Source organism: Streptomonospora salina (genome assembly GCF_014204715.1).
In the GTDB taxonomy this organism is placed as follows: domain Bacteria; phylum Actinomycetota; class Actinomycetes; order Streptosporangiales; family Streptosporangiaceae; genus Streptomonospora; species Streptomonospora salina.
The window spans coordinates 2,236,572-2,258,775 of record NZ_JACHLY010000001.1 but is presented as its reverse complement, the minus strand read 5'-3'; the positions used below and the strand labels follow the sequence as shown (position 1 = coordinate 2,258,775).

21 protein-coding genes are annotated in these 22,204 nt (G+C 74.3%); 17 read left to right on the top strand and 4 right to left on the bottom strand.

Annotated features, from left to right (window positions below; all coding sequences use genetic code 11):
* The first annotated feature begins 6 nt into the window (after positions 1-6).
* Positions 7-459 carry a TIGR03668 family PPOX class F420-dependent oxidoreductase gene (locus HNR25_RS10195; RefSeq protein WP_184634459.1) on the top strand — a complete coding sequence of 151 codons (453 nt, stop codon included), beginning with the start codon at positions 7-9 and terminating at the stop codon, positions 457-459.
* Between the two features lie 66 nt (positions 460-525).
* On the opposite strand, the gene HNR25_RS10190 is transcribed toward HNR25_RS10195, so the two are convergent.
* Positions 526-1,680 (bottom strand): acyl-CoA dehydrogenase family protein, encoded by a 1,155-nt coding sequence (locus HNR25_RS10190; protein WP_184634457.1) that lies wholly within the window; start codon positions 1,678-1,680, stop codon positions 526-528.
* A gap of 186 nt (positions 1,681-1,866) precedes the next feature.
* Here HNR25_RS10190 and HNR25_RS10185 point away from each other — a divergent pair, with 186 nt between their 5' ends.
* The gene (locus tag HNR25_RS10185) at positions 1,867-2,640 is read left to right on the top strand and encodes a TetR/AcrR family transcriptional regulator (RefSeq protein ID WP_184634455.1); all 774 of its coding nucleotides are present in this window, start codon (positions 1,867-1,869) and stop codon (positions 2,638-2,640) included.
* A gap of 99 nt (positions 2,641-2,739) precedes the next feature.
* Positions 2,740-3,207 (top strand): YbaK/EbsC family protein, encoded by a 468-nt coding sequence (locus HNR25_RS10180; protein ID WP_184634453.1) that lies wholly within the window; start codon positions 2,740-2,742, stop codon positions 3,205-3,207.
* Positions 3,208-3,324: 117 nt separating this feature from the next.
* On the opposite strand, the gene HNR25_RS10175 is transcribed toward HNR25_RS10180, so the two are convergent.
* A complete protein-coding gene (locus HNR25_RS10175) occupies positions 3,325-3,696 on the bottom strand; it encodes a hypothetical protein (protein WP_184634451.1) in 372 nt (123 codons plus the stop codon).
* Between HNR25_RS10175 and HNR25_RS10170 the strand changes: the two genes are divergently transcribed.
* The 12 genes from HNR25_RS10170 (at position 3,680) to HNR25_RS10115 (ending at position 16,997) form a co-directional block, all read left to right on the top strand.
* Positions 3,680-3,979, top strand: coding sequence for a methyltransferase family protein (locus HNR25_RS10170; protein ID WP_184634449.1), 300 nt, complete (start codon positions 3,680-3,682; stop codon positions 3,977-3,979). The two genes, HNR25_RS10175 and HNR25_RS10170, sit on opposite strands and share 17 nt — an antisense overlap.
* 331 nt (positions 3,980-4,310) lie before the next feature.
* On the top strand, positions 4,311-5,600 hold the full coding sequence (locus HNR25_RS10165; RefSeq protein WP_184634447.1) for a citrate synthase: 1,290 nt from the start codon (positions 4,311-4,313) through the stop codon (positions 5,598-5,600).
* A 191-nt stretch (positions 5,601-5,791) separates the two neighbouring features.
* Positions 5,792-6,385, top strand: coding sequence for an HdeD family acid-resistance protein (locus HNR25_RS10160; RefSeq protein ID WP_184634445.1), 594 nt, complete (start codon positions 5,792-5,794; stop codon positions 6,383-6,385).
* Positions 6,386-6,548: 163 nt separating this feature from the next.
* Positions 6,549-7,814: a sensor histidine kinase gene (locus HNR25_RS10155; protein ID WP_184634444.1), complete on the top strand. Its 1,266-nt coding sequence runs from the start codon at positions 6,549-6,551 to the stop codon at positions 7,812-7,814.
* A 53-nt stretch (positions 7,815-7,867) separates the two neighbouring features.
* On the top strand, positions 7,868-8,533 hold the full coding sequence (locus HNR25_RS10150; protein WP_184634436.1) for a response regulator transcription factor: 666 nt from the start codon (positions 7,868-7,870) through the stop codon (positions 8,531-8,533).
* A gap of 218 nt (positions 8,534-8,751) precedes the next feature.
* Positions 8,752-11,202, top strand: a complete 2,451-nt coding sequence (locus HNR25_RS10145; RefSeq protein ID WP_184634434.1) for a serine/threonine-protein kinase — start codon at positions 8,752-8,754, stop codon at positions 11,200-11,202.
* 203 nt (positions 11,203-11,405) lie between these two features.
* Complete coding sequence (locus HNR25_RS10140) at positions 11,406-12,431, top strand: protein phosphatase 2C domain-containing protein (protein ID WP_312862458.1); 1,026 nt, start codon at positions 11,406-11,408, stop codon at positions 12,429-12,431.
* Positions 12,428-13,198, top strand: coding sequence for a hypothetical protein (locus HNR25_RS10135; RefSeq protein ID WP_184634431.1), 771 nt, complete (start codon positions 12,428-12,430; stop codon positions 13,196-13,198). Before HNR25_RS10140 ends, HNR25_RS10135 begins: the two co-directional genes overlap by 4 nt.
* Positions 13,199-13,217: 19 nt before the next feature.
* Positions 13,218-13,946 carry an FHA domain-containing protein gene (locus HNR25_RS10130; protein WP_184634429.1) on the top strand — a complete coding sequence of 243 codons (729 nt, stop codon included), beginning with the start codon at positions 13,218-13,220 and terminating at the stop codon, positions 13,944-13,946.
* 9 nt (positions 13,947-13,955) lie between these two features.
* Positions 13,956-15,449, top strand: coding sequence for a GlnX family signal transduction membrane protein (locus HNR25_RS10125; protein ID WP_184634427.1), 1,494 nt, complete (start codon positions 13,956-13,958; stop codon positions 15,447-15,449).
* Positions 15,450-15,556: 107 nt separating this feature from the next.
* The gene (locus HNR25_RS10120) at positions 15,557-16,387 is read left to right on the top strand and encodes a glutamate ABC transporter substrate-binding protein (RefSeq protein WP_184634426.1); all 831 of its coding nucleotides are present in this window, start codon (positions 15,557-15,559) and stop codon (positions 16,385-16,387) included.
* Between the two features lie 310 nt (positions 16,388-16,697).
* Positions 16,698-16,997: a DUF6221 family protein gene (locus tag HNR25_RS10115; RefSeq protein ID WP_184634424.1), complete on the top strand. Its 300-nt coding sequence runs from the start codon at positions 16,698-16,700 to the stop codon at positions 16,995-16,997.
* Here the strand turns inward: HNR25_RS10115 and HNR25_RS10110 are convergent.
* Positions 16,973-17,764, bottom strand: coding sequence for a hypothetical protein (locus HNR25_RS10110; RefSeq protein ID WP_184634422.1), 792 nt, complete (start codon positions 17,762-17,764; stop codon positions 16,973-16,975). The two genes, HNR25_RS10115 and HNR25_RS10110, sit on opposite strands and share 25 nt — an antisense overlap.
* A gap of 286 nt (positions 17,765-18,050) precedes the next feature.
* A complete protein-coding gene (locus tag HNR25_RS10105; protein ID WP_184634420.1) occupies positions 18,051-19,406 on the bottom strand; it encodes a dihydrolipoyl dehydrogenase family protein in 1,356 nt (451 codons plus the stop codon).
* Between the two features lie 346 nt (positions 19,407-19,752).
* Between HNR25_RS10105 and pgi the strand changes: the two genes are divergently transcribed.
* Both pgi and HNR25_RS10095 read left to right on the top strand, forming a co-directional pair.
* Positions 19,753-21,429, top strand: a complete 1,677-nt coding sequence (gene pgi / locus HNR25_RS10100; protein WP_184634418.1) for a glucose-6-phosphate isomerase — start codon at positions 19,753-19,755, stop codon at positions 21,427-21,429.
* Between the two features lie 127 nt (positions 21,430-21,556).
* A complete protein-coding gene (locus HNR25_RS10095; RefSeq protein WP_184634416.1) occupies positions 21,557-22,183 on the top strand; it encodes a histidine phosphatase family protein in 627 nt (208 codons plus the stop codon).
* The last annotated feature ends 21 nt before the right edge of the window (positions 22,184-22,204 follow it).

The window sequence follows — 22,204 nt, the reverse complement described above, 5'->3', positions numbered from 1 at the left end:
CGCGGTATGCGCTGGAACGCCCGACAGTGCCGGGAAGCCTTCGCCCGCGCGCGGGTCGCGCGCCTTGCCACGGCCGACGCCGAAGGCCGGCCGCACCTGGTGCCCGTGACCTTCGCCCTGCTCGGCGGCGAGGGAGTCCCCGACACGGTGGTCGTCGCGATCGACCACAAGCCCAAGCGCACGACCGCTGTGCGCCGACTGGCCAACATCGCCGCCAACCCGCAGGTGTGCCTGCTCGCCGACGAGTACTCCGACGACTGGGAGCGGCTCTGGTGGGTGCGCGCCGACGGCCGCGCCCGCATCGTCGAAGCCGGCGCCGATCCGGAGCGGACGCCCGCCGAGCACCGCGCCGCGGTCCGGAGCCTGCAGGAGCGCTACTCCCAGTACCGGGAGACGCCGCCCACCGGTCCCGTCATCGCCGCCGAGGTCGACCGCTGGTCGGGGTGGTCGTTCCGCTGACCCGGGCTCCGGAACCGAGGCGGATCAGCGACGGTCCACGGGGTCCGGCGCAGGGCGCCGGGCCCCCTATTTCAGCAGTTGGCGGGCCATCACCAGGCGCTGGATCTCGTTGGTGCCCTCGTAGATCTGGGTGATCTTGGCGTCGCGCATCATGCGCTCCACCGGGAAGTCCTTGACATAGCCCGCGCCGCCCAGGACCTGGACCGCGTCCGTGGTGATCTCCATCGCCGCGTCGGAGGCCTGGCATTTGGCTGCGGCGCCGAAGAAAGCCAGGTCGGAATCGTTGCGCTCGGATTTGGCCGCGGCGGCGTAGACCATCTGGCGGGCGCTCTCCAGCTTCATCGCCATGTCGGCGAGCATGAACTGGATGCCCTGGAAGTCGGCGATGGCCGAGCCGAACTGCTTGCGCTCCTTGGCGTAGGCCACCGCGTGGTCGAGTGCGCCCTGGGCGATGCCCACGGCTTGGGCGCCGATCGTGATGCGGGTGTGGTCGAGGGTGCGCAGTGCGATCTTCAGGCCCTCGCCGACGCCGCCGACGAGCCGGTCGCCGGGAATGCGCACGTTGTCGAAGTGCAGTTCGCGGGTGGGCGAGCCCTTGATGCCCAGCTTGCGTTCGGGCTCGCCGACGGAGAAGCCGGGGTCGTCGGCGTGGACCACGAAGGCGCTGACGTTGCCGCCGCGCTTGCCGTCGGGGTCGGTGACGGCCATGACGGTGTAGTACCGGCTGACACCGGCGTTGGTGATCCAGGACTTCTGGCCGTTGAGGACCCACTCGTCGCCGTCGGCTTCGGCGCGGGTGCGCATGCTCGCGGTGTCGGAGCCGGCCTCGCGCTCGGACAGGCCGTAGGAGAACATCGCTTCGCCGTCGGCCACCGGCTTCAGGTAGCGCTGCTTGACGTCTTCGGAGGCGCCCAGGATCAGCGGCATCGTGCCGAGCTTGTTGACGGCCGGGATCAGTGAGGACGACGCGCAGGCGCGGGCCACCTCCTCGATGACGATGCAGGTCGCCAGGGCGTCGGCGCCGACGCCGCCGTAGGCGTCGGGGATGTGCGCGGCGTGGAAGTCGGTGCTTACGAGCGCGTCGTGGGCGGCCTGGGGAAACTCCGAGCGCTCGTCGACCTCGGCCGCGTGCGGCGCGATCTTGTCGTCGGCGACGGCGCGTACCGCCTCGCGCAGTTCCTTGTGCTCCTCGGTGATGCTGAACAGGTCGAAGTCGCTCATCGACGCTTCCCGCCTTCCCGGTGTCGTCGCTCCCGCGTTCACCACGTCTGGCACTGCGTGTCCAGTTGTGGCATTTAGTGTCATCGTACTGGCCGCGTGCGCAGAAGGGAACGAAGAGCGGTATTCGTAGGGGCGGGCCGCGGACACCCGCGGCGGCGGAGATCGGAAACCGGGAATGGGGCCGAGGTGGCGGAGAGCGCTCAGAGCACGGACGGCGAACGGGCCAGGCCGGGCGGCGCGGCGCGCAGCGCCGTGGTCGCGGTGGCGGTGCGCCTGTTCACCGAGGCCGGCTACGAGTCCACGACCATGGACGACATCGCACTCGCGGCCGGGATGAGCCGGCGCAGCCTCTTCCGACGGTTCGGTTCCAAAGAGGACATCCTCTTCGCCGAGCACGACGACCTGTTCGAGACCGTCGAGCGCTTCCTGGAGGCGGCCCCCGACGACGACCCGGTGGCCACGGTCCGCTCGGCGGCGCGCATGGTCTTCCAGGAGTACGTGCGCTCGCCCGGGATCACCGTTCCGCGGTTCCACCTGGTGCGCGCCGTTCCCCGGCTGCGCGACCGGGAGATCGCCATGACCGCCCGCTACCAGGCCGCGTTCAGCCGGTTCCTGGCCCGCGGAGAGACGTCCGGTCGGCGCGCGCTGACGGGGGAGGCGCTGGCCGCTTCGGTCATCGCGGCGCACAACCACGTGCTGCGGTCGTGGCTGCACGCCCCGCAGGAGCCGGTGCCCTGGCGCCGCTTCGACGAAGCCATGGCGTTCGTGACCGATTCGCCGGGCGCCCTCCTGCGCGAGCCCGCCGACCCCGGGGAGTCCGGCCGGTCCGCCGAACCGGCCCGGCCGCCGGCCGCCGGCGCGGGCGCGGAGTCGGTCCTGGTGGCGGTCTATCCCGCGGACACCCCCGGCGCGGACGTGCTCGCCCGCGTCCGCAGCGCTCTGGGCGCCGACGGCGGCTGAGCGCTCCCGGCCCGCCCGCCGGAGGGGGTGCCCGCACACGGGGGTGGCACCCTAGGACGGCGGCGCCGGGCCGACTGCCGATCGACGGGAGGTATCCCCATGCACGCCAAGTCGCAGCGGGTGCAGGACGCGCTCATCGAGCACGGCGAGCAGGGCCGCGTCCGCGAGCTTGCCGACAGCACCCGCAGTGCGGCCGAGGCCGCCGAGGCGCTGGGCACGACGGTTCCCCGCATCGCCAAGAGCCTGGTGTTCCTGGTCGGCGGCGAGCCGCTGCTGGTCATCGCCTCGGGCACCAACCGCGTCGACACCGGCCTGCTGGCCAAGCACCTGGGGACCGACGCCGAGATCACCCGTCCCACCGCCGAAGCTGTCAAGGCCGCGACCGGGTTCAGTATCGGCGGCGTCCCGCCTCTGGCACACGACCGCCCGCTGCGCACGGTCGTCGACGCCGATCTGCTCGCCTTCGACGCGGTGTGGGCCGCCGCGGGAACACCGCGCAGCGTCTTCCCGATCGCGCCGGACCGGCTCGTCGCGATCACCGGGGGCGCGACCGCCCCGGTTTGCTGAAGGGCGCGTCGGGCCGGCCGCCCCGAGTGCCCTGCGGCCCGGTATCACGGCGCGCCGACGGGTTCCTCGACCGACGGCAGTTCGGGCCGAGCGCCCGCTCCATCGCCGGGCGCAGCATCAGGTGCACCGCCGGGGGCCGAGCAGCAGTTGGATGGCGACGGGCGTCGGCAGCGGGCGGACCCGGCCGGCCTCGATCTCGGGGGCGAGCAGGCTGCCCACGCCCTCCAGCATGCGCGGCATCGCCGCCTCCATCAGGCGGGCTCCGGGACCGTCGGGGCGGGCGAGGATGTCGGCGACGATCGCAGGCAGGGCGCGCGGCCGGCTGCGGAACGCCGTGACGACGGCGCGGTACAGGCCCCGGACGGCGTCGTCGAACCGCTGGGGCGGGTCCTGGGCCAGCGCCTCGACGTCGACCACCGGGCCGTAGCGCTCGAAGACCGCCGCCAGCAGGCCGTCGCGGCCGTGGAAGACCGTGTGCAGGCTGGGCACCGAGCACCTGGTGGTGGACGGGTTCCACCGCTACGTGCGCAATCCCATGTACGTGGCTTTGGTGGCCGCTCTGGCCGGCGAGGCGCTGCTGCCCGGGGCGTGGGGCGTGGCCGCGTGGGGGATGGCCTTCTGGGCGGCTATCGCGCTGTTCGTCCGGTTCTACGAGGAGCCGATGATGGCGCGCTCCTTCGGAGCCGAGTACGCCGACTACCGGAGTGCGGCCCCCGCGTGGCTGCCGCGGCTGCGGCCGTGGGCGGGGCCGCGCGCCCGCGCCGACGGCTGAGCCGGTGCGGGGCGGCGGGCCGCCGCCGGTGCGCGGAGCCTCCGCAGCGTCCGGCGTGTCGGGGGCGGCCCGTGTTCCGCGGGGGCTGAAACCGTGTACGCACGACAAACAGGTACACTTGCCACGGGTGCGAAAATCGTCACTTCTTTACTTTGCCGGAATCCCGGCGCCCGCTTAATGGTGTGTCCCATGTCACCGCTTCGCCATTGCGCGACAATTGTACTGTTTTGCTTCACTGGAGTTTAATTAGATCTGAACTCAAGACATGGTCGAGCCGGGACGGCGGCTTTCCCTGATCCCCCGCATCCCCGCCTGGAAAGGTTGCTCAGGCATGAGCGAAGACGGCAAAGAGCGCGTGGTAGAGCTGCGGTACGAAGGCGGGGCGCACACCCTGCCGCTGCTGACCGGCACCGAAGGCGACCGGGCTTTCGAGGCCAAGACCCTGCTGAGCCAATCCGGCATGGTCACCCTCGACCCCGGGTTCGCCAACACCGCCGCGTGCGAGTCGACGATCACCTATATCGACGGCGAAGCGGGCATCCTCCGCTACCGCGGATACCCCATCCAGGACCTCGCGTCCAAGAGCTCCTTCCTGGAAGTCGCCTACCTCCTCATCCACGGTGAGCTTCCCGGTCCCGGCGAGCTGAAGGACTTCTCCGAGCAGCTGCGCGCCAACGCCGCGCTGCCCGCCGAGATGCGGGCCATGATCGACGCCCTGCCGCGCGACGGCCACCCCATGGTCCAGCTGGGCAGCGCCGTCAACACCATGGCGGCCTTCTACGGCGACACCGTCGACCCCGGCGACTCCGCTCAGGTCGACCGGGCCACCATGCTGCTGCTGGCCCAGCTGCCCACCATGGCCGCCCGCATCTACCGCAACTCCGCGGGCGAGACGCCGGTGGAGCCCGACAGCACCCTCGGCTACGTCGAGGACTTCCTGCGCATGACCTTCGGCGGCGACAGCGGCAGCCGCGAGCTCGACGAGCTTTACGCCAAGGCCATGGACCTGCTGCTGATCCTGCACGCCGACCACGAGCAGAACTGCTCCACCGCCACCGTCCGCGTCGTCGGGTCCTCGCAGGCCAACCTCTACGGCAGCATCTCCGCCGGCATCAACGCCCTCTTCGGCCCGCTGCACGGCGGCGCCAACCAGGCCGTGCTGGAGATGCTGGAGGAGATCCGCGGTCTCGGCGGCGACGTCGACTCCTTCCTGGCCAAGGTCAAGGACAAGGAGAGCAGTACGCGCCTGATGGGCTTCGGGCACCGTGTGTACAAGAACTTCGATCCCCGCAGCAAGGAGATCAAGGGGCTGGCCGCCCAGATCCTGGACCGCCAGGAGCGGCCCGACCAGCTGTTCGAGCTCGCCCTGCAGCTGGAGAACCGGGCGCTGGAGGACTCCTACTTCACCGACCGCAAGCTCTACCCCAACGTCGACTTCTACAGCGGCGTCATCTACCGCGCGATGGGCTTTCCCACCAGCATGTTCACCGTGCTGTTCGCACTGGGCCGGCTCCCGGGCTGGATCGCGCACTGGCGCGAGCAGCGCCTGGACCCCGCCGCCCGGATCGCCCGTCCGCGCCAGCTCTACGTCGGGCCCGAGCAGCGCTCCTACGAGGGCTGAAGGCCCCGTGCCGTACCCGGCCGCGCCGACAGAGCCGCCCTGTCGGCGCGGCCGGGTACCCCCCGATTCCGGCGCCGCAGCGCACTGACCGGACCCGCCGGCCCATCTTTCGGTAATAATTCCGCCCCCGCGACCATCGGCGCCCGCACCCGCGGGCAGAGCGCCACCGTGGCCGACCGATCGGGGGAGACATGCGCGACTACCTGGCCATGCACTGGTGGGTCCTGGCCGTCCGCGGCGCCGCGGCGGTCCTCTTCGGATTCGTCGCGCTCCTGTGGCCCGGGATCACGGCGATCGCCCTCGCCGCGGCCTTCGGCGTCTACGCCCTGGTCGACGGTGTGTTCGCCGGGTGGGCGGCACTGCGGGCCCAGGAGGACGACCGCATCCCGCTGGTGTCCGAAGCCGTGCTGGGCGTGGTCGTGGGACTGGTCGTCCTGGCCTGGCCCGTGGCCACCGTGCTGGTGCTGACGGTGCTGCTGGGCCTGTGGGCGATCGTCACCGGCCTCTTCGAGATCGTCACCGCCTACCGGCTGCGCCGCGAGATCCACGGCGAATGGCTCTACATCTTCGGAGGCGCGCTCTCGGTCGCCTTCGGCCTGGTGATCTGGATCGTCCCCTTCGGCAGCGCCGTCGCGATGTCGTTCGCCATCGGCGCCTACGCCCTCGTCTTCGGCATCGCGCTGATCGTGTTGAGCCTGCGAATGCGCCGATTCAGCCAGGAGGGCGGCGGCTACCTGCGGGGCGGACCCGCCGCGGAGGGCCCGGGCGCCGGCGGCAGCGCCTGAGGCGCCCCTCTCCATCCCGGGGCGCAGGCGCGGTTCCATCCGGCGGCGGATGCGTGCGCGTGCGCTCGTCCCCCATCCTGGTGCTACGGCCGGGCGGCCGTTGTGCGACGGACGGATGAGGAGCGCGATGCCCGGACACCGGTGCCCAGGCCGGAGGCTCCCGATGACCCGCCGGGCGCCGGCGGTGCCCGGCGGCGGAGGCCTGCTGCTCGGTCCGCTGCGGATCCCCGAGACTGTGGTCGATGCGATGCTCGCCGTCGGCGTGGGCGCGCTGCAGCTGCTGGTGGCCTTCGGCCAGGGCGGTGCCGAAACCGGATTGGCGGTGCTGCTGGCGGGCACCGCCTGCGTGGCCCTGCTCCGGTGGTTCCCGCACACCGCGGCGGTGGCGATCGGAATCAGCGTCCTCGGCTACTACATGACCGCCTCCGCCGACATCTGGGTCGCCTGGGCGGCGCTCGTGGTCGCGGTGGTGCGGCTGAGCGCCGCCGGAAACCGAAGCGCCGCACTGTCGGGCATCGGCGTCGTTCTGGCGCTCTCCACCGTCGTGGAGATACTCGACTTCGAGGCGGCCCGCGCACTGTCGGCGCTCGCCTGGGTCCTGGTCGTCCTACTCGTCAGTGAGGTCACCCGCAGCCAGCGCGCCTACATACGCGAGGCCCAGCAGCGCGCCGCCGAGGCCGAGCGCACCCGCGAAGAGGAGGCGCGCCGCCGCGCCGTCGAGGAGCGCCTGCGCATCGCCCGGGAGCTGCATGACGTGATCGCCCACAGCATCTCGCTGATCAACGTGCAGGCCGGTGCGGCCGCGCGCCGCCGCGACGACTCCGAGGCCGCCTACGACGCGCTGGACCGCATCAAGGAGGCCAGCCGCGACACCCTGCGGGAACTGCGCTCGACACTGGGCGTGCTGCGCCAGGTCGACGATGAGGGTGGCGCGCCTACCGCACCCGCGCCCTCCCTGGCCCGTGTCGGTGAACTGGCCGAGCGCACCACGGCCGCCGGGCTGCCGGTGCGGCTGGAGGCCGAGCGCCGCGCCACGCCGCTGCCGGCCGCCGTGGACCTGGCCGCCTACCGCATCGTCCAGGAGGCCCTCACCAACGCCCTGCGCCACTCCGGCGCCTCCAGCGCAGAGGTGTCGGTCGCCTACGGCGCCGCCGAACTGCGCGTGGCCGTGGCCGACGACGGCGGCGCGGCCCCATCGGGCGGCGCTCCCGAGGGCAACGGCCTGCGGGGGATGCGCGAGCGCGCCGCCGCGGTCGGCGGCACCTGCACCGCCGGACCGCGCGAGGGCGGCCCCGGTTTCGCCGTGCGCGCCGCCTTCCCGCTGGGACGGGCCTCCACCACGTCCGACGGGGGTGCCGGCGGGGCCTCTTCGGCCCGATCCCCGGTGACAGACTCCCATGCCTTCCCCGGCTGCCGCCCGGCCTGGTAAGCAAGAGAGCGAAACGGCGGCAGGCCGACGGCGGAGACGGAAGCGGGGCGCGCATGACCAGGGTGGTGCTCGCCGACGATCAGACGCTGGTGCGGGCCGGCTTCCGCTCCATGCTTGACGGCGAAGCCGACATCGCCGTCGTCGCCGAAGCCGAGGACGGCGAGAAGGCCGTGCGCGCCGCCCGCGCCGAGCGCCCCGACGTCGTACTCATGGACATCCGCATGCCGGTCCTCGACGGGCTGGAGGCCACCCGCCGCATCGCCGCCGACGAGCGGCTGCGCGACGTCAAGGTCGTCATCCTCACCACCTTCGACCTCGACGACTACGTCTACGGTGCCCTCAAAGCCGGCGCCAGCGGATTCCTGGTCAAAGACACCGAGCCGGAAGAGCTCATCCACGGGGTGCGCGTCGTCGCCCGCGGCGACGCACTCCTGGCGCCCTCGGTCACCCGGCGCCTCATCGGCGAGTTCGCCGGCCGCCTCAAGGATCCGCCGCCGGCGCCGCGGCTCAACGCGCTTACCGAGCGCGAGCGCGAAGTCATGGAGGCCGTCGCCGCCGGGCTGTCCAATGAGGAACTGGCCCGCCGCCTGACACTGAGCCCCGCTACCGCCAAGACCCACGTCAGCCGGGTGCTGACGAAACTGGGCGCGCGCGATCGGGCCCAGCTGGTCGTCATCGCCTACGAGACCGGCATGGTGCGCCCGGGCCGGCTCGGCTGAGCTGCCTGACCGCCCCGTAACCCACGCGTCACCGGCCGGATACGGCCGCTGCCGTCGCCTGCGCTTGTGGAGCGTCGGTAACGGGGTACGACTTCGGGTCCGGAATGGGCGTGCCGCCGTGCCCGCGACGGCGGCGCCGCCAGTCGGCGCCGCGGCCCCGTCCGGGAACGGGCGGCGCCGGGCGGATGCCGAACCCACACGACCCCAGGAGCGTGCCGATGACCGAGTGCACCGACCGCCACTGCACCGGTGCGATCGACGACGGCTACTGCGACCAGTGCGGCATGGCCCCGATCGTCTCCGAGACGGTCGTCCCCGCGCCGCGGGTCTCCGGAACGACCGGCGCCGCCGCCGCGCGCACCGCCCCCGCATCCGGCCCGCACTCCGCGCAGCCGCCCGCCGGCGGCCCCGGAACCGCCGGTGACGGCCGGCGCCCTGCGCCCGATCCCGGCAGCGGCGGCCCCACCGCCTCGGGCCCCTCGCCCAGCCTGCGGGAGTCCCGCCTGTCCGGGCCCTTCGGAGCTTTCGGCGCGCCGGACACGTCGGGGCCGCGGGCCCGGCCCGACCCCGACCCCGCCGCCGGCGGCGCGCACCGTCCCGGGGCGCAGTCCTCCCGCGGACTGCTGGGGCTGGGCATGGTCCAGGTGCCGCCCGTGCCTTACCGCGACCCCGCCAGCGCGGTCCTCAGCGACCCGGTGGTCGCCGAGAAGAACCGCGTCTGCGGCAACTGCGGCGAAAGCGTGGGCCGCTCCCTCTACGGACGTCCCGGCCGCACCGAGGGCTACTGCCGCTCCTGCCGCACCGAGTTCTCCTTCACCCCCAAGCTCGCCCCCGGCGACCTGGTCGCCGGCCAGTACGAAGTGCTGGGCTGCCTGGCCCACGGCGGTCTCGGCTGGATCTACCTCGCCCGCGACCACAACGTCAACGACCGGTGGGTCGTGCTCAAGGGCCTGCTCAACGTCGGCGACGCCGAGGCGCACAAGACCGCCGCCGCCGAGCGCGGTGTGCTGGCCGAGGTCGAGCACCCCAACGTCGTCAAGATCTACAACTTCGTGCAGCATCCCGACCCGCGAACGGGAGTGCCCACCGGCCACATCGTCATGGAGTACGTCGGCGGCAAGTCGCTGCGCGACCTGCTTCTGGAGCACCGCGCGCGCACGTCCGGCGACGACGGGCTGCCGGTGGACCGGGTGATCGCCTACGGGCTGGAGGCGCTGCGCGCCCTGGGCCACCTGCACAGCAAGGGTCTGCTCTACTGCGACTTCAAACCCGACAACGTCATCCAGAGCGAAGAGCAGATCAAGATCATCGACCTGGGTGCCGTGCGGCCCGTCGACGATCTGGTCACCCCCGTCTACACCACCGTCGGCTACCGCGTACCCGAACGCGAGCTGCGCGAGAGCGGCCCTTCGGTCAGCGCCGACCTGTACTCGGTGGCGCGCTGCCTGGCGGTGCTCAGCTTCCGGTTCGACTTCGCCCGCACCTACGAACACGACCTGCCCGACTCCGGGTCCGTTCCGGTGCTGCGGCGCTACCCCTCCTTCGACCGGCTCCTGCGCCGGGCGCTGCAGCCCGAACCCCCGCTGCGCTTCTGCGACGCCGCCGAAATGGCCGAGCAGCTCACCGGTGTGCTGCGCGAAGTCCTCTCCGACATGCACGGCCGCCCGCACCCCGCCTCCTCGGCGCTGTTCGGCGCCGAGCACCCTCTGTTCACCTCGGGCAACCTCGTGCGGGTCATCGACGAGACCGACCGGCTGCTGGGCCCCTCCGACGCCGAACGCGCCGCGGCCGCCCTGCCGTTCCCGCTGGTCGACCCCGCCGACGAGGCCTCCGCGCAACTCAAAGGCCTCGCGGCACTGCCCGCCGAGGACTTGGCCGCCACCCTGGAAGGCGACACCGACCCCACCCCCGAGACGCAGCTGATGCTGGCACGCGCCCTGATCGGGTCGGGACGCCGCGAGGAGGCCGCCCACCGGCTGCAGGAGTTCGGCGCCTGCGCGCCCGGCGACTGGCGGCCGTTCTGGTACTGGGCGGTCATAGCGCTGGACGTCGGGGACGGCGCCGGCGCCCGCGAACGGTTCGACGAACTGTTCGACCACCTGCCGGGCGAGGCCGCGCCCAAGCTCGGCCTGGCCGCCGCCTGCGAGCTGGCAGGCGACCACGCCGACGCCGAACGGCTCTACCGCACCGTGTGGCTGACCGACCGCGCCTACGTCAGCGCCGGGTTCGGCCTGGCCCGTATCCGCCTGGCCCGCGGCGACCCCGCCGGGGCCGTCGAGGTGTTGGACATGGTCCCCGAACTCTCCAGCGTCTACATCGCTGCGCAGATGGCGGCGGTGAGCGTGCTGGTGGTGGACCGGGACCCCGGCGCGGTGTCGGAGTCGGTGTTCCTGGACGCCGTGGCGCGGCTGAGCCGCCTGGGGCTGCGCGGCGAAGCCCGCGACCGGCTCAACGCCCGGGTGCTGCGCGGCGCACTCGACTGGGTACTGGCCGGTTTCGGACCCGAAACCGCCGAAACCCGGCTGCTGGCGTCCCCGATGACCGAGGCGGGGCTGCGCGCGGGCCTGGAGCGCAGCTACCGCGACCGGGCCCGCACCACCACCGACGGCAGGCGGCGCCGCGAGCTCGTCGACCGGGCCAACGCCGTCCGGCCGCGGACGCTGCTGTGACCGGCCGTCCACAACTCCCTTCCGGCGCGTTAGCCCTACCGCCCGGTGCGGGTATGTCACCGACGGGGAGGCGCGGCCCGACGGGCCGCGGACCGGGGGAGCACCGCCGCGCGGCCGGCGCGGTCCGATGGCGCCGCCGGCCGCCGCACGCGGCCGCGCGCCGCGCACGACCGCGCGCACGCGGCAGAGGGGAGGCCTGCATCGTGCCGACCTGCCCGGTATGCGGTGAACCGGCCGCCGCCGAGGACGCCTTCTGCGAGCACTGCGGCCACCCTCTGCGCCGTACCGGCGGCGCGGCGCAGAGCGTGGCCGGCGCCGCCGTGGAGGCACCGGCCCCCTGCGCCCGCTGCGGCGCCCGCCTGACCGAGGGCGCCTGCACCGGATGCGGGCTGCGCCGCCGCCCCGGCGACCACACCGAGCTGCGCCTGACCGCGGCCGCCGGGGTGAGCGACCGCGGCCTGCGCCACGAACGCAACGCGGACGCGATGGCTGTGCGCAGCGCGGACGCCCCAGGCGCGGGAGCCCTGCCCGCCGGCCCGGTGACCGCCGCCGTCGTCTGCGACGGGGTGTCCTCCTCGCCGCGGCCCGACTCCGCCGCTGCGGCCGCGGCCGAATCCGGAGCGGCGGTGCTCGCCACGTCCCTGGAGAGCGGACAGGGCACCGCGGAATCCCTCAGCGCGGCCCTGCGCCGGGCGGCCGGCGCCGTCGCCGTACTCGCCGAATCCCCCGTCCGGGCCCCCGCCTGCACCTTCGTGGGTGCGGCGGTGCCCGCAGCGGGAGGGCCGCTGGCCGTGGCCTGGGTCGGCGACAGCCGCGCGTACTGGATCGGCCACGGCCGCCCCGCCGCACCCTCGGCCCTGCTCACCCGCGACGACTCCTGGAGCGAAGCCATGGTCGCGATGAACGTCCTCGACCCGCAGGAGGCGGCGGCCGCGCCGCAGGCCCACGCCCTGACGGCGTGGCTGGGCGCCGACTACGGCGGCGCCGCCGGGCGGGTCGCCGCATTCGACCCGGGCGGCGCGGGCAGGCTGCTGCTGTGCAGCGACGGCGTGTGGAACCACCTGCCCGAGCCCGCCGGCCTGGCCGGGCTCGTGCGCGGCGCCGGAGCGGACCCGCTCGCCGCGGCGCGCGCGTGCGTCCGCTACGCACTGGAGCGAGGCGGGCACGACAACTCCACGGCCGTCGTGATCGACGTGCCCGCACCCGCGACCGGCAAGGAGGCCCGATGACCGCGCAGCCGGGACCGGCACCGGGTGCCCCGCGGCCGGAGTTCGCCGTGCGGGTGCACGGGCCCCGGCGGATCCCGCCGGGCGGCGGCGACGTGCACGCGGTCGTGCGCATCGCCCGCACACCGCCCGCCCCGTCCGACGGGCCCGCAACCGCCGCCGACGTCGCGTTGCGGCTGTGGACGCCCCGCGGCACCCGAGTGGCGGCCCTGGTCCAGATCGCGCCCCGCGTCTGCGACATCACCGGCCGGCGCGGCCCGTGCGACCCGCGCACCGGCGCCTACCCCGCCGGTGCCTGGGCCGACGAGACCCGCACCTACCACCTGCACCTGCGGGTGCCGCCCGCGAAACCCGGACGCCGGATGCGGGCGGCGCGCCTGCGGGTGCTGGCCGCAGGTTCCGACCCGCATACCGCGGCCTGCGGCGACGTCCTCGCCGAGTGGACCCGCGAGGGCGACGCGGCCCTCGTCCCCGCACCGGCTGCCGGCGCCGCCGGCGACGGGCCGACCCGCGCAGCGCCGTACGCGCTGCACACATCCCCGGAGACCGACACCGCCACCGTGCGACTGGGGCGCGCGGTGGCGCCCGCACACGCCCGCACCGGTACCGCCGCCGAGGAGTCGACCGGCGCCGCCGGCGCGGGAGCCGACACGGCGCCGGGCACGGTGCGGCTGCGGCCGCCGGCCGATGCGACCGCCGGCGCGGCGCCGCAGAACCGGATCACGACCGAGCGCACACGCGCGGGAGACCGCGAAACGGGGGCCGTGTGAGAGGAAGAAGGGGCCGATCATGCCGACGTGTCCGGCCGGACACCCCTCGTCCGCCCGCGCCCGCTGCGCCGTGTGCGGACTGCCGACCGCCCAGCCGCCGCCGACCGTTCCGGGCGCCGGCGCGCCCGAGGAGACCTGCCCCGACTGCGCCGCCGTGCGCGACGGCCGCTTCTGCGAGGAGTGCGGCCACGACTTCGCCGCCGCCGACCGCACCGAGGCGTCGCCGCTGCCGCTGACACCGCCGCCCGCCCCCCGCTCCGCCGACCACGACGGCACCACCGTGCTCGGCACGGCCCCCGACGCGCCGCGGCCCGGCGCTGTACCGGAGCCCGCGCACCCCACCTGGTGGGCGATCGTCTGCGCCGACCCCGCCTACTACCGTGCCATGGCCGACCGCAGCGTGCTCGACCCCGCATCCGTCGAGTTCCCCGCGCACGCGCCGCAGCGCCGCATGCCGCTGAACCGCGCCCGCATCCGCATCGGGCGGCGCAGCCTCAGGACGGGCATCCACCCCGAGATCGATCTGGCCGGGCCGCCCGAGGACCCCGCCGTCTCCCACACGCACGCCGTACTCATCGCCCGCCCCGGCGGGGGATGGGCGCTGATCGACGAAGGCTCGACGAACGGGACCACCCTCAACGGGACCGCCGATGCGGTCCCCGCCAACACGGAGGTGCCGCTGAATGAGGCCGACCGCATCTATGTCGGCGCCTGGACCGTCATCGCCCTGCACCGCCAGCGGGGCTGAGGCCGCGTGGTGAAAGGCAGCACCGAGGCTCCCGAGATCGCCGACCGCCTGGCTATGCGCGCCGCGGACCGGGCGCGCCCCCGCACGCGCCTGCCGGCGTGGGTGGGACGTCCCGGCACCCGCGGCCGCGTGTGGCTGCTCACTGTGCTGTGCCTGGTGCTCATCGGCGTGCTGTTCGCCGTCACCGGATCGGCGATCGCGCGCAGCCGCGACGGTCTGGACGTCATCGGCCGCGACGAAGGACCCAAGGTGGTGGCCACCGCCGACCTGTACTTCGCCCTCAGCGACATGGACGCCCAGATGGCCAACGTGCTGCTGATGGGATCCGACCGCTCCCTGGGCGACGGCCGCGAAGCCGCCGTGGACCGCTACGAGCAGCGCCGCTCCGACGCCACCGACGCGCTCCTGCACGCCGCCCAGCTGGCCGAGGGCGACACGACCGACGAGGAGAACGTCCGCGCCGTCATGGAGGACATGACCCGCTACGAGAACCTCGTGTCCCAGGCGCGGCTGCTCAGCGACGAGGCCGGACGGCCCGCCGGATCGCAGCCCGAGGAGGTGGTGCGGCTCTACCAGCGGGCCGGCGAGCTGATGCGCCGCGACCTGCTGCCCAAGGCCTACAACCTCACCCTCGACAGCGGCGCCACCGTGCGCAGCACCTACCAGGAGAACAGCTCGGCCGCGTCGGTGCGCATGGCGCTGGTCGCGGGGGCGGCCACGGCACTGGTCGCGGCGCTCCTCGCCCTCCAGCGCTTCCTGCGCACCCGCTTCCGCCGCCGCTACAACATCCCGCTGGCCGCGGCCACCATCGGTGTGCTCGTCCTGGGGCTGGGGGCGGTCGGGATGCTGGAGCAGCAGGCCGCCCTGCTGCGCTCCGCCAAAGCCGACGGGCTCGACTCGGTGCTGGCGCTCTCGCGCGCACGCGCGATCAGCACCGGGATGAACGCCGACCAGAGCCGGTGGCTGATGAACCCCGGACGCGCCGACATCTACGAGCAGAACTTCCTGGAGGACGCGCAGATGGTGGTGTTCCTGGTGCCCGACGGCGACGCCCCGCCCGGCGACTTGGAGGGCTACACCGCCGAGGTCGGCGAGGCCGTGCCCGACCACACCGACTACCCCGGGCAGTTGATCGGTCTGCTCGGAGAGGAGGTCCGGGCCGGGGGCGTCGAAGGCCGCGAACAGGTCCAGCGGCGCACCCTGCGCGACTACAGCGCCTACCTGGACGCCGACCAGCGGATGCGCGACCTGGCCGAGGAGGAGGGCGCCGCCGCGGCCATCGACGCCCGCATGGGCGGCGGGGACTCCGTCGCGGATCGTTTCGACCGCTATGAGCGGTCGCTCGTGCAGCTGACGTCGCTGCACATCAACACCTTCGACACCGCCGTCGCCGACGCCCGCGCCGGGCTGCGCGGCTGGGACGCGATCCTGCCGGGCGCATGCCTGGCGTTCGCGGCTCTGGTGGTGCTGGGCGTGCGGCCCCGGCTGGCCGAGTACCGCTGACGGGGCGGCCGGCGGCGCACGGCGGCACGGACGGTGCGGGACGGGGAACCGAGGCGGACCGGAGGCGGACGGGGACCGGAGAGGACCGGAACGGGAGGCGAGAGCCGATGAGACTGCGCCGGCTGCTTACCGCGGTCGCCGCCGCGCTGGTGCTGACCGCGGCGGGATCGTGCACCGACGCGGTGGGCGGGGCCGCCTCGGTGGCCGGGGCCGAGATGCTGCGCATCGGCGTCAAGCCCGACCAGCCCGGGTTGTCGCTGCGCGCCGAGGACGGCACGTTCGAGGGGTTCGATGTGGACGTGGCCCACTACATCGCGGCCGAGCTGGGTGTGGAACGCGCCGACGTGGAGTTCGTCGGAGTGACGTCGCACGAGCGCGAACAGGTGCTGGTCAGCGGCGAGGTCGACCTGGTGCTGGCGACTTATTCTATTACTCAGCTGCGCAAGACCCGCGTCGCGTTCGGCGGCCCCTATTACGTCGCCCACCAGGACATCCTGGTGCAGGCCGGCGACACGTCCGTGGCGGATGCGGCCGACCTGGAGGGCAAAGTGCTGTGCCAGGGAGCCGGGTCCAATTCCGCCAACCGCATCATCCGCGAGCGCGGCATCGACGCCGAGCGGGTCGAGCGCCCCGCCTACAGCGACTGCATCGACCTGCTCGCCGAGGGCGAGGTCGACGCGGTCTCCACCGACGACCTGATCCTGGCCGGCTACCTGGAAACCGCGCCGTCGTCGTTCAACCTCGTCAACGCGCCCTTCACGAACGAGAAGTACGGGGTCGGCGTCGCCAAGGAGGACGTCGCCGGCTGCGAGGCGGTCAACCGGGCCATCACCCGGATGTACCAGGACGGCACGGCGGCGTGGCTGCTGCGCAAATGGTTCGGCGACAGCGGCCTGGACATCAACACCAGCGTCCCCCAGTTCGAGGGCTGCACCTGACACGGAACACCCCGGCCCGCTCCGGGACCCCGGGTACACCCGGGCGCCGGACGCGCGCCGCCCGTCCGAACCGCTGCGCGCCGCCCGCCCGGATCCGCGCGTGGATCGGCACGCGGACCGAGGACCGGCGAACATATCCGTACAATCTGCGGACTGCCGCCGTATGAAGGAGTGAGCCCCGGACATCGGGGGAGAGATCCGCGGTGGGTCGGCGCGGTGCCCGCCGCCGAGCCGGCGGCGGCAGCGGCGGAACGCTCAGGCGGTCGGGGGCGTCGACGGGAGTGGACCGCGGTGGAAGGAGTGGAGCACAGTGACGATCGTGGAGTTCCTCAGCGCGCGCTTGGCGGAGGACGAACAGGCGGCGCACGCCGCCTCACCGGGGACCGGCGGCCCCGAGCGCATCCGCGCCGACGTCGCCGCCAAGCGCGGCATCGTCGAGCACTACACCGCCGCCTACCGCGAATGCATGGACACGCTCGACAACGGTGCCCAGTCCGCCGCCGAGGAGGACGGGGCCTGGTCGGCGCTGCACGCCTGGCGCCGGGCGCTGGAGCACCTGGCGGCCGTCTACGCCGCCCACCCCGATTACGATCCGTCCTGGAAGAGCTGAGTGCCCGAAGCGGCGCCGGGCCCGCCGGGGTCCGGCCAGCGCCAGCCCCACGCCCACAGCGCCACCCACAGCCCCGGCGCCACCAGCACCGCGCCGAACGACAGCAGGTAGAGCGGCTCCGCGGCGTCCAGACGCCCCTGCACCACGCCGCCGGCCACGAGCAGCACGCTGAACACCGCGGGCCACCGCGACGTCCGGGCGCGGACCGCGATCGCCGCCGCCGCTGCCGCCTGCACCCCGCCGACGGCCAGAATCGGCCACACCGGCGCGCCGCCGGCGATTCCGGCCACGAGCCCGGTCCCGGCCGGAGCGGCGGTGGCGGCGCCGCCCGCCGCCGACCGCACCAGCACGAACGCCACCTGCACGAGGACGGCCACCCGCAGCCACCACAGCGCAACCGGACGCCACGCGGCGCCCGCGGCCCGCAGCCGCGCCCGCGCCGCGTCGGGCGCCCGCTCAGCACCGGCGCCGATCGGCTCCGGCGCCCGGGGCAGCGGCGCCCGCTCCCCGACGGCGGACGGCGGCGCAGCGACGCGCGGGGCGGGTACGCGCGCGGGCGGCGGATCGGGTTCGCGGGGCGCCGACAGCGGGCCGCCGATCGGCGGCGCCGACCGGGCCGGCGATCCGGAGCGCGCCCACCGCAGCCCGGCGGCCGCAGCCGACGACAGCGCCGACGCCGCCGCTGCGGACGAGGCCGACAGCCCGCGCGCCGCGCGCCCGGCCGTTTCGGCTCCCATCAGCACCGCCTCCTGTGCCGTCGGCTGCATCGCGGCCGAGTCTGCCCGGTACCGGCCCCGCCCGTCGTCCTCCGGGAGGCGGTGCCGCGCCTACCGCACCGGGCGCAGACCCCGCACCGGGGCGTACTCCCGGTGACTAAGCCCGACCACCCGCGGGCCGCGCCCGCGCGGGTTCGCCCCGGTACACCTGCGGCCGCCGCCGGGACGACCGCTCTTCCGGCCGACTGTGGCACCGGTTACACGCCCGCGCCAGTCTCCGGACCGGCCGATCGCCGCATCGCCCGCAACCGCCCCGGTCGCCGACGGGACCCGGCCCTCACATGTCCAACGCCTCCACCGCCAGCACGTAGCCCTCGCTGTAGGTGGGGAACTGGAAGATGCCGTCGCGCAGCCGGTCGATCCCGATTCCCTCGCGCACCGCGAGTGCCGCCGTGTGGATCCACTCGCCCGCCAGCGGGGCGACCGCCCACGCCCCCAGCAGCCTGCGGCTCGCGCGGTCGGCGACCACGCCCGCACGGCCCCGGGGCGAGGTCGCGAACGTCCACGGCCGGGCCAGCCCCTCGGTCAGATCGACCTCCGCCGAAACCGGGTCGAAACCCCGGTCGCGCGCCTGCGCGGCCGTCAACCCCACGGCGGCGATCTCGGGATCGGCGAAGACGACGCGCGGAACGCCGGTGTAGGCGGCAGTGCGGTCGCCGCCGAGGATGTTGGCGGCCACGACGCCGCCCTGGTACTTGGCGACGTGGGTGAACAGCGCGACGCCGGTGACGTCGCCGATGGCCCACAATCCCGGCGCCGCCCGGCACCGCTCGTCGACCCGCAGGCCCGCGGGCCCGGCCTCCACCCCGACCCGGTCCAGCCCCAGGTCCTCCAGGCGGGGGGTGCGCCCGGTCGCCAGCAGCACCACGTCGCCGACCGCCTCGGACCCGTCCTCCAGCACCACCACGCTGTCGCCGCCCCGCCGGTAGGCGCGGTGCGGCACGACCCCGGTACGCACGTCGACGCCGTCGCCGCGCAGCGCCTCGGCCGCCAGTTCGCCCACGCGCGGCTCCTCGCGGCTCATCAGCCCGGGACCGCGCTGCAGCAGCGTCACCGAGCAGCCCATCCGGGCGAGGAACTGGCCCAGCTCCACCCCCACGGCGCTGCCGCCGACCACCACGGCGCGGCCGGGGATCTCCTCGACCGTGGTGGCCTGCCGGTTGGTCCAGACCTCGACCTCCTCCAAACCCGCGATCGGGGGCCGCGACGCCGACGACCCGGTCGCCACGACCACGTGGTCGGCCGTCAGCCGGTGCTCGTCCACCGCCACCGTCCACGGGTCCCGGCCGGCGAGGCGGGCGGTGCCCGTGAAGACGGCGGCGCCCTGGGACCGGTAGCCCTCCACCTGCGCGGAGTCGTCCAAATGCCGGATCATCGTGTCGCGGTAGGCGCGCATGCCGGCCCAGTCCGGCTGCGGCCCGTCCAGCCCCGCGGCACCGGCGGCGCCGGCCGCGGCCTCCAGCGGGCGCAGGAGCGTCTTGGAGGGGATACAGGCCCAGTAGCCGCACTCGCCGCCGATGAGTTCGCGCTCGACGACGGCGACGCGCTTCCCGGCCGCGAGGAGCCGCGACGCGGCGACCTCGCCGCCCGGACCCATGCCGATCACGGCCGCGTCGTAGTGCTCGTTGACCATAAGGACGCTTCCTCTCTTCGCGTGCCGCGCCGGTCGGGGCGCGACGGGCGCCGCCTCGGCCGGGACGGGCCCCTTCCGGTATGCCACGATCGATTGCGCCGGCGGGCCGCGGCGCGCCGCGCCGCCGCGTCCACTACCCGGATCCGACCCGGAACCGATCGGTGCAGCGGACGCCGGCCCGCCGGGATCCGCGCCGGAGCCGGGGCGCGGCACGGCGCGCAGCGGGGCGGGAAAGCGTGCATGATTTCCGGGTAGTGGTGTCCTCCGGCGGCGATCGTCCGGAGCGCCCGGCCGGCGGCGGCCCGCGGAGTACGACATCCGAACGGACAGGCGAGGAGCGAGACCGATGCCCGACACGACCGCGAACGAGCGCACGCGCCCGGACCGGCTTCCCGAATGGGCGGCGCTGGGCGAGCACCGCGCGAAGCTCGGGGATGCGCACCTGCGGGAGCTGTTCGCCGCCGATCCCGGACGCGGCGGCCGCTACACCGTGCAGGTCGGCGACCTGCACCTGGACTACTCCAAGCACCTGGTCACCGACGAGACCCTGGGGCTGCTGCGCGCCCTGGCCGGGGTCTGCGACGTCGAAGGCCTGCGTGAGGCCATGTTCCGCGGCGAACGGATCAACACCACCGAGGACCGCGCCGTCCTGCACACCGCGCTGCGCGCCCCGCGCGACGCGGTCGTCGAGGTCGACGGCGAGAACGTGGTGCCCGAGGTGCACCGGGTGCTGGACCGGATGGCGTCCTTCGCCGACCGGGTGCGTTCGGGCGCATGGCGCGGACACCGCGGCGACCCCATCACCGCCGTCGTCAACATCGGCATCGGCGGATCCGACCTCGGCCCGGCCATGGCCTACGAGGCGCTGCTGCCCTACACCGGCTCCGAAACCGAGGGCGAGGCGGGCGTCGAGGTCCGGTTCGTCTCCAACGTCGACGGCGCCGACCTGCACGAGAAGCTGCGCGGCCTCGACCCGGCGACCACCCTGTTCGTCGTCGCGTCCAAGACCTTCACCACGGTGGAGACCATCACCAATGCCACCTCGGCGCGGGCGTGGCTGCTGTCCGGGCTCGGCGGCGAGGCCGACGCCGTCGCGCGGCACTTCGTCGCGGTGTCCACCAACACCGCGAAGGTCGCCGAGTTCGGCATCGACACCGAGAACATGTTCGAGTTCTGGGACTGGGTGGGCGGCCGCTACTCGCTCGGCTCGGCGATCGGGCTGTCGCTGATGGTGGCGATCGGCCCCGAACGCTTCCGGGAGATGCTGGACGGGTTCCGGACCGTCGACGAGCACTTCCGCACCGCCCCGATCGAAGCCAACGCGCCGATGCTGATGGGACTGCTGGGGGTCTGGTACACCGGCTTCCACGACACCCGGTCGCACGCGGTGCTGCCCTACAGCCACTACCTCGCCCGGTTCCCCGACTACCTCCAGCAGCTGGAGATGGAGTCCAACGGCAAGTCGGTGGACCGCGCGGGCCGCCCGGTGACCTGGCCGACCGGCCCCGTCGTGTGGGGCACACCCGGCACCAACGGGCAGCACGCCTACTTCCAGCTGCTGCACCAGGGCACCGAACGGGTGCCGGCCGACCTGATCGGATTCGCGCGCCCGGTGCCCGGCATGTCCGCGGAGCTCGGTGCCCAGCACGACCTGCTGATGGCCAACATGTTCGCCCAGGGGCAGGCGCTGGCCTTCGGCAAAACCGCCGAGGAGGTCGCCGCCGAGGGTGTCGCGCCCGAGCAGGTGCCGCACCGCACCTTCGGCGGCAACCGGCCCACGACCACCGTCCTCGCGGACGAGCTCACGCCGTCGGTGCTGGGGCAGCTCATCGCGCTCTACGAGCACAAGGTGTTCGTGCAGGGCGCGGTGTGGGACATCGATTCCTTCGACCAGTGGGGCGTCGAACTGGGCAAGGCGCTGGCCAAGCGCATCGAGCCGGCCCTGACCGGAGGCGAGGCCGCGGAGGGGATGGACTCCTCCACGGCGGCGCTGGTGAGCCGGTACCGGTCGCTGAACGGGTGACCGGGTCCGCCGGCCCGGCGCCGCGGCCGGGCCGGCGGCAGCGACGATGGCCCCTGGGGCCGGCCCCCGGCCCCAGGGGACCGGCCCCGGCCCCGGAGGCCGGTGAACACCCCGTGAAAGGAGCCGCGTGGGAGGACTGCTGCTGATCCGCCACGGCCGCACCGAGTGGAGCGTCGCGCGCCGGCACACCGGACGCACCGACGTGCCGCTGACCGCCGAGGGCGAAGAGCAGGCGCGCGCCCTGCGGCCGCTGCTGTCGTCCTATCGGCTGTCGCGGGTGCTGACCAGCCCGCTCCAGCGGGCGAGCCGCACCGCCGAGCTGGCGGGGCTGCCCGGGGCCGAGACCGACCCCGACCTGGTGGAGTGGGACTACGGCGGCTACGAGGGCATCACCACAGCGCAGGTCCGGAACGAGCGGCCGGGCTGGTACATCTGGCGCGACGGCGTGGTGCCCGGAGACGCCGACCACCCCGGCGAGACCGTCGCCGGCGTCGGCGCCCGCGCCGACCGGGTGCTGGAGCGGCTTCGGCCCCTCGTGGACGATCCGGACTCCGCCGACGCCGCGCTGGTCGCCCACGGCCACTTCCTGCGCGTCCTCACGGCCCGGCGCCTGGGTCTGCCGCCGGAGTGCGGTTCCCTGTTCCGCCTGGAGACGGCCGCGACGGCCCGCCTGGGCCTGGAGCACGGCCGCCCGGTGCTGACCGACTGGAACACCCGGCCCGGCGACCCCCCGCCCATAGCGTCGATCTTGTAGCTAACGTCACGGGAAACCGGT